The following is a 10,681-nucleotide window of genomic DNA, read 5'->3' on the forward strand; positions in this document are numbered from 1 at the left end:
TGGCCTGCAACCATGGCGGAGATAATTACTGGAGAAAAATTTGCGCGAGGCAGAGCAGAATGATGGAAAACACATTTGGTTTACTCCACTTGGGAAGTTCCAGTGTTACGAGTAGCGACAGGATTATACCCTTGACCCCCATACTCTGTGTCAAAAAAGTTTTTAAACCATACGCAAAACGCTAAGTTTTCTGTAAATTTGCCAGTGATTAACCTATCGACGGGGATTGATTTGTCAATTCCTGCTTTTTTGAAGGATTCCAAAAGAACCTTCCAGTTGCTCACGAATTCGAATGTCTCTTTTGCTTGAAAATTAACCCTTTTCATTGGAACACAATTTACATAGAGAATATCCATTAACTGGCAATATGCTGCTCCTGATCGAAAATCTTCGATTTTGGTGTAGTTCAATTTCAAGCAATCATTTATCCAAGATACAAGCTCATGCTGATCAGGGATATCAGCAGTTGGAAATGCCTTGTAGTATGTCTCAAAAGTCATTTTACATTCCTTAAAATTCAGAGGCTATAATTTTCCCACCAAGGCACAATTATTTTTTCCAAACTTTAGCAAAACCTAGCACAATTAATACGGATATGACTCCAGAAAAAATAAATAAAGAATATACATAATTTTTTAATAAAAAATCTATCATTGGTTAAGTCTGCACTTATTATAAATATATATTTATAGTGAACTAGTAACCTTTTAATGCTAATGAATTTTTTGATTAATTATTTATTCGTTTACTTTACGTTAAAATCAAATTTCAAGTACCCCTAGGGCTCCAGCTTTACTCCAAATACCAAAACTGTCCTGGAAAAAGTTCCGATAACCGTTGTTATCGGCTATTTTGACGATTTTCGCGTAAGATAGTATCACTTTTAGTATAAAGTAATACTAAATACCGTATCTGTCTTAAGCCTGATAAGAGCAGTGATTAGGTGAAAATTGTGATAAGAGGACATTTTCCAATACTTTAAAACTGTGCAGTTCTTGAGTAGAGATTAGCCTATGAGCTGTATTGCAGAGATGTTACAAAAATAATATTTTTAGGCTTACAAGAAAAATCAAAGATCTAGTGTTATCGAGCCTGTTGTTAGGTTTTTTCCTATCCTTATTGACCCTTAAATTATTCTCAACTATTCATTTATTACACCGCCAGTACATGACAAATCATTTAATAAAAATACAACTTAGAAGGTTTGATGAGGAGCTTATCATGGACGAGGCTTTAAAAACGTTATTAGAGAGTCCAATAAAAAAAGTATTACTACAAGATGGTGATAAACAGCAGGCTTATACTGATAGTCAAAACCGTACCGTAATCGCTTCCTTTGGCACACTCATCGTTAATGGCCAGGGGGTTGTCTCTGTCGTCTTGAAAGAACGCACTCCATTTTCAATTGATGTTGTGACGAATGAAAGCCTTGAGCAAGGTATACGTTTAGTCGTACTAGAGGAAGGCGTAAAACTCTATGAACTTGAAGGTGGCACAGAAACACTATTGGATGAACGCTCGGGTTTAGCGATTGGCCTCGATGAAGACAAAGAAGCGACTTACTGGTTTAGCTTTTTTGGCCAAAACCGCGCTATTCACTATGGAAAAGGGGAGATGCGTAGTCTGACTACACTGCTTGAGTATGTTTTTCCTGATGATGGCGGCGAACCCTCAAAGTTTTGGATGAATGATTTATCAAAGTACAACGTCAGCACCCCTTCAGAAGTGACGGTGTGGAAAGATCCTGTCACCGTTGACCCTCCGCTTATTGTGTTACCAACAGATAAGTTCACGATGATGGACGCGGCAGAATATCGGGCTGTGGTACCAAACGCGCTATCTCAAGAGTGCCAAGAGTTGTATTCAAATGTTGTTGGAAAAAGTTTTGTACTTAATACGCCTGACTTTCCTGATTTTACCGATGCTATTGAAGCAAGTATTCGTAACCCTAATGGGTGGTGCTACAAAAAGCTTGAGGAAAAAAAGAGCGAGTTTGGCGGAGAGGGAGACATCAAAGCAACTTACCTAAGAATTACATTAGGTGTAAACCAAGGCTGGAGCCCAGGCATTCCCTATGTCCTAGAAATTTGGCCTGCAGGGCATTACTCTCCCATTCATAACCATGCAGGTGCCAATGCGATTATTCGTGTATTACATGGTGAAATAGGCGTTAACCTTTATTCAATGCTGTCTATTTATCATAAGCAACCATTCGCACAAAAAATCTTGGTGAAAGATGATGTAACATGGATATCACCTGGGTTGAATCAAATCCATCAATTGAAGAACATCAATGAGAATGGCCCTACCTGTATGACAATACAGTGTTATCTTTATAATCAAAGTAATAGAAGTCATTATGAGTATTTTGATTATATTGATAACGAAGGTACAGGTATTGGGCATTATTACCCAGACAGTGATATGGAGTTTCCTGAGTTCAAAGCGTTAATGCGTTCAGAGTGGTCGGGCAATGTAAGACCAAAAGAATGGTGGCGTTAATTCTGCACATAACACTCCGCCCTTCGAGGGCGGATGGCTGTTTAATAAACGTTCCACGCGGAAGATAATACAGTTAGTGCGTATCTTCTGTAGTTGCCAGCATGTGACGACCTAATTATCTAAGACAAAATCACTCGCTACTTACGGCCATCCATTTTTAGTGCATTAACTAACTCATCCGATATCACATGTAGTTTCATTTGCTTGATATTGGCGATGGCGTTTTTCACCTTCTGTTTCTGATGATCTGCGGGTAGTAATTCGACAATAGCTTTCCCTTGGTTAGTAATGGTGAAGGATTCACCAGACTCTACCCGGCGCACTAATTCAAGGCGTTTTGATTTTGCTTCGTAGGGACCAGTTTCGTTATACATGTGATGATCCTCGTTGATTCACGAGCCAGTCTATTAGGTCCATATACATCGCAACAAGGAGAGGGTTGCTGCTGCCCAGCAAATTGATATCAATGGTCAACCAAGTGGTGGCCCAAAAGGAAGACAAGTACACCAAAGCTCAACTAGCGATTACTTGGCTATTAAAGAAAAAGCAATTTGCAGGGTTAAATAAAAATAAGCAGCTAGCCATGCGTGAAATGGCTAAGAAAGTCGCTAGAGGGGCGGAGTAGTCCGCCTTAATCCATGACTAAAAAATACCCTTTTTTAATTTTATTTTTCTTTAAATCGTTAAAAAGCTGCTGTGCTTCTTCAAGAGTACTAAAAGTATCTATTTTTAGCTGCCCATTTTTACCAATGCGTCCCCAGTAACGCATTAAAGCCCATTGTCCAAAGAGATCAGGTTGAATGTGCAAGCTATAGTACTTGTTTTCATTCCGTTGCTGATCAATTTTGTGCAATAGAATCATGAAATCTCACCTGCTCATCCATACCAAATGTAGCATAGCAGCCCAAATCCTTCGGCACAGTAACAACTACTCAAATAACCCTAGCCATGTTAACATATTACCAATATTTGGTATTAATTGGTACACGGTCATGGCAAAGAACACAAGCATCTCTTTAGGAGATCACTTTGATGGCTTTATTGCAGAACAACTAAAAAATGGTCGATTTGGCTCTGCCAGCGAGGTTATTCGGGCTGGTTTAAGATTGCTCGAAGAACAAGAAGCCAAACTTGATGCGCTAAGAAAGCTTGTTGCAGAGGGTGTTGCTGAAGCTGAAGCAGGTAACACTGTTGATTATGACATGCAATCCATTCTTGATAGGTTCAACCTAAAATAACTTCAAAGTTATATAACCTTGGAGTTATAATGTACTAACATTAATGATGATAGGCTGATGTGGAAGGTTGTTACAGTCGATGAGTTTGATCAATGGTTTTTAGCGCTTAGTGAAACTGAACAGGTCTCAGTTTTAACGGTAATCAAACTACTTGAAATGAAGGGGCCTGAACTAAGCCGACCTTATGCTGATACCCTGGAAGGCTCTAAACGTGTTAAAAACCTGAAAGAGTTAAGAACACAGCATCAAGGCAGACCGTACCGTGTATTTTTTGCCTTTGATCCAGAGCGGCAAGCAGTTCTGTTATGCGGTGGAGATAAGACAGGCGATAAACGATTTTATAAAAAAATGATACCCATCGCGGAAAGAGAATTTTTGAAACATTTGGACAGCTTGCGCTAATTGGAGGATTTACAATGGCTAAACCACTATCAGAATTACTAGAAAAAGTTTCACCAGAGGTACAAGCCCAAGCAACCGCAAAAGCGGCTGAGATTCTTACAGAGATGACATTAGCAGAGCTTCGTCAGTCTAAAAATGTAAAGCAAGAAGACTTAGCGAAAGCCTTAAATGTTTCTCAGCCTAATGTAGCCAAGCAAGAAAACAACAACTCTGATGTTTACCTGTCAACGCTACGTAGCTATTTAAAAGCCTTGGGTGGTGAGCTTGAGGTTGTTGCACGCTTCCCTGATGGGTCTGCAGTAATTATTAATCAGTATGACAACCATGCTCAGTAAAACATGGTTATAAATCTTGCAGCTTATTTTGATAATATTGAGTTAATGCATGTTCCACAAAATGTTCCACGCGGAACATGGCACAGTTATCGTTAATACTCATTTCAAGCTATATTGGGTAGAACACGTTTTAGCCAAGAATGAGGCATTTAGCTAGATGTCCAAAAAGAATTACTTTACTTTTCTCTTCCTTAGTTTATGGTTAGTCGGTTGTAGTCATGTCACGGCGAAACAGCCAAACACGATCCCAGTGATCATTTTTCCAGGTTGGCTAGCTGATTTCCCAATTGATCTTGAGAATGCTGAATTTCTCAGGGGAAGAAGTGGGAGTAACGGGGGAAGCATCTTTTTCAAAAGTAAAAATTTCGGCTGGACTTCCGCCTATGAAGATGTGAGCCAAGAAGCTAACAGCGAAAAAGTAACGGTCATTGACTACCTTAAAAAACAAGCAGAGGCAGCAAAAAAAATAAAAAGTCACAAAATAATAACTTTAAAAAAGGAAGGACTGGTGATTTACCTCATCGATAGTGCCACAAATAAGGCCATCATTTTTACAACAGTAGAGAAATCTCCATACCTTGGTGATTTTTCAGTTTTAGGCGAAATAGATATTATGGAGATTTTTAAGAGTATTCGTCGTCGGAATCAATAGGCTAAAGATTCATTTCCACTTCAGAGCGATACTTGGATGTAACCATCTTGATGCATGACGAATAAAACTTTCCATTTCGTCTTAATGCTTTTCCACCTTCTCGCAATACCTTCAGCATATTAATTTTACCTTGGACATTGCTAGCAAATAGGCTAAAAACAATATTAACTATATTCATAGAGCTACTACACTCACCACTTTCATATACGATTTTTGCCGCAATAACTACAAGCTGGTCATTTGCATAAGAAACTGTCAGTGTACCTTTGTATACATGATTCAATATCTCTTTGGCAAACTCACGATCTTCTGAGGTTATTTCTGTACTTCCAGTGACTTCAGCCATGATGAACATACTCTGTATGTGTACTTCTGTAAGAATAGCAAACCCTTGCCCGATAGAATGGAGAATGTCACAGGGAATACAGCTAAGAGTTGCTATCTCTACTTCTAAGCCGTGCGCTGGTGTATGGTTCAAAAGCTGCTCAGAAAGAACCTAACGTCAAAATCAACAACAATATTGACAAGTGTATTGCGATTACATGGGATCTACTACCCAGCAAATTGATAACAATGATCAACCAAGTGGTGGCCCAAAAGGAAGACAAGTACACCTAAACTCAACCAGCGATTACTTGGCTATTAAAGAAAAAGCAATTTGCAAGCTTAAACAAAAATAAAAGGCTCGTGATGAGTGAAATGACTAAGGAAAGTAGCCAGAGAGGCGGAATAGTTCACCAAACAATTTACTGTGTAATTAATTGTGCTATTGAAATTACTTTTTCAATAATCTTTTGAGGCGCTTTTTCTATTAACCGTACATTTCTGGCTTCAAAGTCAAGCGACTTTAATTGATAAACAAGAATTGAGCCTTTTGTTTGAGTGCTTTCGGGTAAAATTACTTCTATTTTGACATTTCGAATAGTACTTGTAATAGGCGCAACAACCGCCATGCTTGTGTGTTCATTAAACATTTTTCGTGAAATCACAAAAGCTGGCCGTGTTTTCATTATTTCTTTGCCGCTACTTGGATCAAAGTCAATTAAGACTATATCTCCTTGATCAGGAACATATACCATTAGACTTCCTTACCAACTGAATGCATTCCTAACCACTCCTGGTCTTCTTCGGTTAGTGCCAAGCGTTCTTTTGGACTGCCTGCAAGCAAGTCTTCTAGCGTTTCTTCCTTCTGAACAGGTGTTAAAACTAAGCGATTACCATCAATCGATATTTCAACATCAGACCCTACGCTCAGCCCCAGAGAGCTAAGTACAGCCTTGGGAATACTGACTATATTTGCATTACCTGACTGTCTAATTGTTGATGTAGCCATGAAGATTACCTTGTATTTGAGTTTTACAATAGTATAACCCTACGCTATTAGTTTTACAATAGTAAAACTAAAGAGGTTGGTATATGTTCCATGCGTTTGCAGTTAAGAGAAAAGTAAACCTATCAAAGCGAATGAAGTTTAAATATGAGCAAAGTGTTACTTATTACTTGCTGGTATTCAGCTACTAACTTGTCGAGTTGAACGTAATCATCTGGAGCATAGGTTGGCTTAAGGGTTATGCACCTGCTGACCTTCTCCATTTCTTTTTCAAAACCTGCGCTAGATTTAAGGAAGTAAAGGGGCTCCCTTTCATCAATGAGGCGTGAAATATCGTTAAACTGATCAGGGTTTTTAAAGTACGTTACGTTTGCGCCATTGAATAAATGATAAGAAGGGTGTTCGACTTCATTTAAGCACTCAACATCTTCAGCAATACTGGAAATAATCAGAAGATCATTGCCATTAGCCCAAAGAGCTAGCTTTTGCATGAATAAGCTCATCTCTTCTTTATTTATAACCCCAGGTGAAAATGTATAAAAAGGCTTTGACTGCATTAGTGTTTAGCCCCATAAATAATGAGTTAGTCATCACACCAGGTATCAATATTAACTGGATCAAAGTTTATACAGCTATTTTCCTTAGATATAAGCTGGTAGAGTTTGGGTTCCTTGTAAGTAAAGTAGTAGTAGTTTTTGCAATCTTCACCATACACCCACCAATTACTTGATCCGTCATTAATCTGTATTGGTCTGAAAGTCAGTATACTGGACTCTTTAGGTATAGTGTTTATAGGCTCTGTAAGCAGATACCATAAATTGCTAAAGAGATAAGTTTTCCAGGCTAAAAGAACAGCAATGCAAACCACTATAAATATAATAACTTTCTTGGACATGTGTGGTATATAAAATTGAATGAATAGATACCTTAAATCAAAAAATCTAATAGTTACCTGTACTGCTCTTATATTAGCCTTGATAATTTGGCTCTTTGTGGGTATCTATAGGCACGATGAGTTTGGTTATTACAGTGTATTTATCAAGTATCGACCCTCTTTTAAAGTTTACTTTTACTCTCCCTTGGGTATGAAAGACCTTGAGGATGTACAGTTAACTGAAACAGAAAAGCTAGAGTTGGCTTATTATCAAGAGTTTGTTTTAGGTCATCATAATTAGCTAGCTATAGACAAACGCAATACTCTTCGACATCCCCCCCTAATTGAGCAAGAGCCGCCACCTAACTACCCTGCAAACCTAGCCATGAAGTGCAACAATACAAGCAATAATAGAGTGCTACGTGTAATAACTCTTTCCATTTTGACTGAGATTGAGCCAGCCACCCAAAACAGCAAAGCTGACAGGGCATAGAATATATAGGAAAACAGTTTTACTACAAAAATAGTATCCGCATCACCTGGTGTTATCGTATTTGGATCAATCAATGCGTATTTATTGGTTGGAAGGATTGAAACCAGAAAACAGAAACCATTAAGGGCAAAGCCACTATAAAACAATATACGTTTAAAAATGCGTTCGATCATTCTCTAGGTGTTTTCCTTAACTCTGTTATGTGTTCAAGCACCTTCAACCAATCCTCATACGTACCCATTAGATAAAAGCGTTTAAACAGTTTGCACTTAAAACGTTGTAGTTTCTGGTTTTTGGTTCGATTGTTTAAAATACTTGAAACTAGCCATTCTTCATCAAACCCACCCCATTCTCCACCAGGCGGAAACGCATTGATGTAACAAACAGGTGCAATATCATACAAATAAAACGCTGTAAGCTGCTCCTCACTAAAAGGCGTTTCAGCCAGCCTGCGTGCTATAAATTTGATATCAGAGCTTTTCAGCTCTGTATCGAGGAAAAGATCTGATATTACAAGCCAGGCAGTATATAGCTCATCAGTTGTCACTATTCTTACTCCAAAACCTTTAGACATTGAGCCACAATGCAAGGTACTCGTTTTACTTAATAGGTAAAGTAGTGGATTAGAAAACTTTGAAGTAAAGACTGTTCATCAATAGATAACCTCAGGTTCAAAGGGGTTTGGAGAATGTCGCTAGAAAACTTAAGTATGGAAAAATGCCCCCTTAAACTAAAAGAGATTGAAGCTAGTAAGGTAAAGGATCAACTACCTGAAGGCATAACTAAGCAACAACTTGGCTACGGACTACAGTATATTACTGTTAAGAACCAAGAATCGTGTATTGGTAGTACAGTAGCAGAAGCATTGCTAGCAGCAACTACCGCTAAGGATCTTTATGAAGATCTTAAACGCTTAGGCATTGAAGTAGAAAAGGGTAAAGTTGAGAAAATACAACAAGCAGAAGATGTCTTACGTACTTCTAACTCTCATAAATTTAAATATCAAGCTCGCTTCAACAAACTACCCAAAGCTGCTCAGGAAAAGCTTAAGTCAATCGAAGTATTGAAACAGTTAAGGTTTGATGCACTTAAATTGTTGGATGCTTTGCACCCAGACTCATAACGTTTGGCTATTACGCCTCGCTCTCAGGAGTCGAGGCACACTTTATCTAACTGGAAAACATATGTTCCGTAGCTTTACTTCAACCACAGTTTTACTGCTCAGCTGCTCACTGGTGTATAGTTCAGAAGCCGCAAAGAAAGAATCTAAAGTCAAAATCAATAATGATATTAACAAGTGTATTTCGATTATTCCCGAAAAAACTAGGGTTGTAGAGGGAAAACTCTTTCTTGATACAAACTGGAAAGTAAACAAAGCTACTGGGGACTGTGGGTGTAAGTCCGCATTACTGACCTATCATGTGGCTGTAGAAAAAGATCAGCAACAATATGAGCTTTTATATACCCATTTCTCCTCATTACACGACAAGTTTACCTTTTTAATCAACGCTGATGCTTCATATGGCAGTTATGATCGTTATATCTTAGATATAAGCTGTAAAAACCCTGATTAATTCTGCTCAATCCTCAGCAAAGGTGTACACCCTTTATCAGTCCATAAACAATCCATTCAATGCTTATTCACAGGCTGTAGCTGCTATGGCTATACAGGTTTTAATGGGTAGCCACATTTCCAGTCGTGATGAATCACCAGGATCGGCAGGTAAAAAACCATACTGCTGATAAAAAGGCACTACCTGAGGTGTCATTGGATCCACAAACAATCCAATCGCCGATATTTGTTCTGCCACCAAAACTGTCCGGTAGATAGCGTCTACTAATAACCGCTCGCCTAACCTCTGCCCTTGTTGAGTGTAATCGACCGCAAGCCGTGCCAACTTTACCGCATTCAGTGGATGAGGATATTTTTTATAATCTTTATGGTCAGGCGGCGTTGTCACCGAGTACCCAGTCAGGGTGTGATAACCGAGAATCGTGGTTGGCTCTGCGCTGAGACAAGCCACATAGGTTTTTGAGATCTGTTTGGCCGCCTTCTGCCGTGCTTGTCGCTGTAGAAACTGATTCAACGCATTCACGCCACAATCAAACGCTTTTCGATCATGTGTGGGCGTCAGCTCTTCAATGATTATCGACATTCACTGAATCCCTGTAGCGCTGGGCCGCTGCAACCAGTTTATGGTTCGGTTCAGGTGGGTTCTCCAGTGCCGCAACCAGTGCCTCAGCGCCAGCCTTGGAGAGCTGTAATGTTTCGGTTTGTGCCAGTACATCACGGGCTTTTTCCAGTGCTGATTCAATCAAAAACTGTGAGAGTGTAGCCCCAGAATAGTCCGCCGCGCGCTGAATCATTTCTTGTATATCGGTGGAGACACGCGCCACCAAGCGCGTTTCTTTGCGCTCAGAATTGGGTTGAGTAGCCATTATGCTGATTCCTCTTGTCTTTATGTATGTCATTATGGCACACAAAATTGCGTGTGTCACTCTGGCATACATATTTCAATCGCCAGCACGCTCAAACTATTTCTATTGTCGGCCTGTAGCCGATTGGGTCTCATTTTTCACTATATTAGATTTTTCTCACTTAGTAATACGTATTACCGTTTTTGATAGTATATTATCATTCCACACCAAAAATAGCCGATAACTATGATTACCGGAAATTTTTTCAAGGGAGTTTTGTATTTCGGTTGGGGAAGGAGTGCTAAGGGCACACAAGGAGATAATAAAAAAATGAAAACAGTCTTAATCGAAGAACAATACAAGCCAACATGCTAGGCGCTGTCTTGTTAAAATGGACAGCGCCATATATTAAAATATTGAGGACCGAACTAGCACTG

The 10,681-nt window shown here is 39.1% G+C and carries 19 protein-coding genes; 8 read left to right on the forward strand and 11 right to left on the reverse strand.

What is annotated here, in order from left to right; genetic code table 11:
* Positions 1-80: 80 nt before the first annotated feature.
* Positions 81-500, reverse strand: coding sequence for a hypothetical protein (locus tag ACQ96U_RS23140; RefSeq protein ID WP_431723643.1), 420 nt, complete (start codon positions 498-500; stop codon positions 81-83).
* A gap of 721 nt (positions 501-1,221) precedes the next feature.
* Here ACQ96U_RS23140 and ACQ96U_RS23145 point away from each other — a divergent pair.
* Positions 1,222-2,502, forward strand: a complete 1,281-nt coding sequence (locus tag ACQ96U_RS23145) for a cysteine dioxygenase (protein ID WP_431723644.1) — start codon at positions 1,222-1,224, stop codon at positions 2,500-2,502.
* Positions 2,503-2,639: 137 nt separating this feature from the next.
* Here the strand turns inward: ACQ96U_RS23145 and ACQ96U_RS23150 are convergent, their stop codons facing one another.
* On the reverse strand, positions 2,640-2,876 hold the full coding sequence (locus ACQ96U_RS23150; protein ID WP_431723645.1) for a type II toxin-antitoxin system Phd/YefM family antitoxin: 237 nt from the start codon (positions 2,874-2,876) through the stop codon (positions 2,640-2,642).
* A gap of 65 nt (positions 2,877-2,941) precedes the next feature.
* Here ACQ96U_RS23150 and ACQ96U_RS23155 point away from each other — a divergent pair, with 65 nt between their 5' ends.
* Positions 2,942-3,127 (forward strand): hypothetical protein, encoded by a 186-nt coding sequence (locus ACQ96U_RS23155; RefSeq protein ID WP_157365603.1) that lies wholly within the window; start codon positions 2,942-2,944, stop codon positions 3,125-3,127.
* 6 nt (positions 3,128-3,133) lie between these two features.
* On the opposite strand, the gene ACQ96U_RS23160 is transcribed toward ACQ96U_RS23155, so the two are convergent.
* The gene (locus ACQ96U_RS23160; protein ID WP_431723646.1) at positions 3,134-3,364 is read right to left on the reverse strand and encodes a WGR domain-containing protein; all 231 of its coding nucleotides are present in this window, start codon (positions 3,362-3,364) and stop codon (positions 3,134-3,136) included.
* A 130-nt stretch (positions 3,365-3,494) separates the two neighbouring features.
* On the opposite strand from ACQ96U_RS23160, the gene ACQ96U_RS23165 reads away from it, so the two are divergent.
* The 4 genes from ACQ96U_RS23165 (at position 3,495) to ACQ96U_RS23180 (ending at position 5,129) form a co-directional block, all read left to right on the forward strand.
* Positions 3,495-3,740, forward strand: coding sequence for a type II toxin-antitoxin system ParD family antitoxin (locus ACQ96U_RS23165; protein WP_431723647.1), 246 nt, complete (start codon positions 3,495-3,497; stop codon positions 3,738-3,740).
* 57 nt (positions 3,741-3,797) lie between these two features.
* Entirely contained in the window at positions 3,798-4,142 is a 345-nt protein-coding gene (locus tag ACQ96U_RS23170; protein WP_431723648.1) for a type II toxin-antitoxin system RelE/ParE family toxin, read from the forward strand.
* A gap of 14 nt (positions 4,143-4,156) precedes the next feature.
* A complete protein-coding gene (locus ACQ96U_RS23175) occupies positions 4,157-4,477 on the forward strand; it encodes a helix-turn-helix domain-containing protein (protein ID WP_431723649.1) in 321 nt (106 codons plus the stop codon).
* 157 nt (positions 4,478-4,634) lie between these two features.
* Positions 4,635-5,129 carry a hypothetical protein gene (locus ACQ96U_RS23180; RefSeq protein WP_431723650.1) on the forward strand — a complete coding sequence of 165 codons (495 nt, stop codon included), beginning with the start codon at positions 4,635-4,637 and terminating at the stop codon, positions 5,127-5,129.
* Between the two features lies 1 nt (position 5,130).
* On the opposite strand, the gene ACQ96U_RS23185 is transcribed toward ACQ96U_RS23180, so the two are convergent.
* The 6 genes from ACQ96U_RS23185 to ACQ96U_RS23210 form a co-directional block, all read right to left on the reverse strand.
* Positions 5,131-5,607: a hypothetical protein gene (locus ACQ96U_RS23185; protein ID WP_431723651.1), complete on the reverse strand. Its 477-nt coding sequence runs from the start codon at positions 5,605-5,607 to the stop codon at positions 5,131-5,133.
* Between the two features lie 268 nt (positions 5,608-5,875).
* A complete protein-coding gene (locus ACQ96U_RS23190) occupies positions 5,876-6,208 on the reverse strand; it encodes a type II toxin-antitoxin system PemK/MazF family toxin (protein ID WP_431723652.1) in 333 nt (110 codons plus the stop codon).
* The gene (locus ACQ96U_RS23195) at positions 6,208-6,462 is read right to left on the reverse strand and encodes an AbrB/MazE/SpoVT family DNA-binding domain-containing protein (protein WP_431723653.1); all 255 of its coding nucleotides are present in this window, start codon (positions 6,460-6,462) and stop codon (positions 6,208-6,210) included. Before ACQ96U_RS23195 ends, ACQ96U_RS23190 begins: the two co-directional genes overlap by 1 nt.
* A gap of 122 nt (positions 6,463-6,584) precedes the next feature.
* Positions 6,585-6,950: a hypothetical protein gene (locus ACQ96U_RS23200; protein ID WP_431723654.1), complete on the reverse strand. Its 366-nt coding sequence runs from the start codon at positions 6,948-6,950 to the stop codon at positions 6,585-6,587.
* A 749-nt stretch (positions 6,951-7,699) separates the two neighbouring features.
* Positions 7,700-7,999 carry a hypothetical protein gene (locus tag ACQ96U_RS23205; RefSeq protein WP_431723655.1) on the reverse strand — a complete coding sequence of 100 codons (300 nt, stop codon included), beginning with the start codon at positions 7,997-7,999 and terminating at the stop codon, positions 7,700-7,702.
* Entirely contained in the window at positions 7,996-8,400 is a 405-nt protein-coding gene (locus tag ACQ96U_RS23210; protein ID WP_431723656.1) for a DUF7079 family protein, read from the reverse strand. The genes ACQ96U_RS23205 and ACQ96U_RS23210 overlap by 4 nt, the downstream gene beginning before the upstream one ends.
* Before the next feature lie 114 nt (positions 8,401-8,514).
* On the opposite strand from ACQ96U_RS23210, the gene ACQ96U_RS23215 reads away from it, so the two are divergent.
* Together ACQ96U_RS23215 and ACQ96U_RS23220 are read left to right on the forward strand one after the other, a co-directional pair.
* Positions 8,515-8,949, forward strand: coding sequence for a hypothetical protein (locus tag ACQ96U_RS23215; RefSeq protein ID WP_431723657.1), 435 nt, complete (start codon positions 8,515-8,517; stop codon positions 8,947-8,949).
* 61 nt (positions 8,950-9,010) lie between these two features.
* Positions 9,011-9,400, forward strand: coding sequence for a DUF2195 family protein (locus ACQ96U_RS23220; RefSeq protein ID WP_431723658.1), 390 nt, complete (start codon positions 9,011-9,013; stop codon positions 9,398-9,400).
* A gap of 63 nt (positions 9,401-9,463) precedes the next feature.
* Here the strand turns inward: ACQ96U_RS23220 and ACQ96U_RS23225 are convergent, their stop codons facing one another.
* Positions 9,464-9,982, reverse strand: coding sequence for a hypothetical protein (locus tag ACQ96U_RS23225; protein ID WP_431723659.1), 519 nt, complete (start codon positions 9,980-9,982; stop codon positions 9,464-9,466).
* Positions 9,966-10,223 carry a DUF1778 domain-containing protein gene (locus tag ACQ96U_RS23230; RefSeq protein WP_431723660.1) on the reverse strand — a complete coding sequence of 86 codons (258 nt, stop codon included), beginning with the start codon at positions 10,221-10,223 and terminating at the stop codon, positions 9,966-9,968. Before ACQ96U_RS23230 ends, ACQ96U_RS23225 begins: the two co-directional genes overlap by 17 nt.
* Between the last annotated feature and the right edge of the window lie 458 nt (positions 10,224-10,681).

It is taken from the genome of Zooshikella sp. RANM57, from assembly GCF_050749885.1.
GTDB lineage: Bacteria > Pseudomonadota > Gammaproteobacteria > Pseudomonadales > Zooshikellaceae > Zooshikella.

Coding starts and splice junctions, on each gene's coding strand:
- ACQ96U_RS23200 (WP_431723654.1), bottom strand. CDS start 6,950: ATGCAAAAGCTAGCTCTTTGGGCTAATGGCAATGATCTTCTGATTATT.
- ACQ96U_RS23175 (WP_431723649.1), top strand. CDS start 4,157: ATGGCTAAACCACTATCAGAATTACTAGAAAAAGTTTCACCAGAGGTA.
- ACQ96U_RS23150 (WP_431723645.1), bottom strand. CDS start 2,876: ATGTATAACGAAACTGGTCCCTACGAAGCAAAATCAAAACGCCTTGAA.
- ACQ96U_RS23160 (WP_431723646.1), bottom strand. CDS start 3,364: ATGATTCTATTGCACAAAATTGATCAGCAACGGAATGAAAACAAGTAC.
- ACQ96U_RS23220 (WP_431723658.1), top strand. CDS start 9,011: ATGTTCCGTAGCTTTACTTCAACCACAGTTTTACTGCTCAGCTGCTCA.
- ACQ96U_RS23165 (WP_431723647.1), top strand. CDS start 3,495: ATGGCAAAGAACACAAGCATCTCTTTAGGAGATCACTTTGATGGCTTT.
- ACQ96U_RS23215 (WP_431723657.1), top strand. CDS start 8,515: ATGTCGCTAGAAAACTTAAGTATGGAAAAATGCCCCCTTAAACTAAAA.
- ACQ96U_RS23180 (WP_431723650.1), top strand. CDS start 4,635: ATGTCCAAAAAGAATTACTTTACTTTTCTCTTCCTTAGTTTATGGTTA.
- ACQ96U_RS23225 (WP_431723659.1), bottom strand. CDS start 9,982: ATGTCGATAATCATTGAAGAGCTGACGCCCACACATGATCGAAAAGCG.
- ACQ96U_RS23140 (WP_431723643.1), bottom strand. CDS start 500: ATGACTTTTGAGACATACTACAAGGCATTTCCAACTGCTGATATCCCT.
- ACQ96U_RS23170 (WP_431723648.1), top strand. CDS start 3,798: ATGTGGAAGGTTGTTACAGTCGATGAGTTTGATCAATGGTTTTTAGCG.
- ACQ96U_RS23190 (WP_431723652.1), bottom strand. CDS start 6,208: ATGGTATATGTTCCTGATCAAGGAGATATAGTCTTAATTGACTTTGAT.
- ACQ96U_RS23210 (WP_431723656.1), bottom strand. CDS start 8,400: ATGTCTAAAGGTTTTGGAGTAAGAATAGTGACAACTGATGAGCTATAT.
- ACQ96U_RS23195 (WP_431723653.1), bottom strand. CDS start 6,462: ATGGCTACATCAACAATTAGACAGTCAGGTAATGCAAATATAGTCAGT.
- ACQ96U_RS23205 (WP_431723655.1), bottom strand. CDS start 7,999: ATGATCGAACGCATTTTTAAACGTATATTGTTTTATAGTGGCTTTGCC.
- ACQ96U_RS23145 (WP_431723644.1), top strand. CDS start 1,222: ATGGACGAGGCTTTAAAAACGTTATTAGAGAGTCCAATAAAAAAAGTA.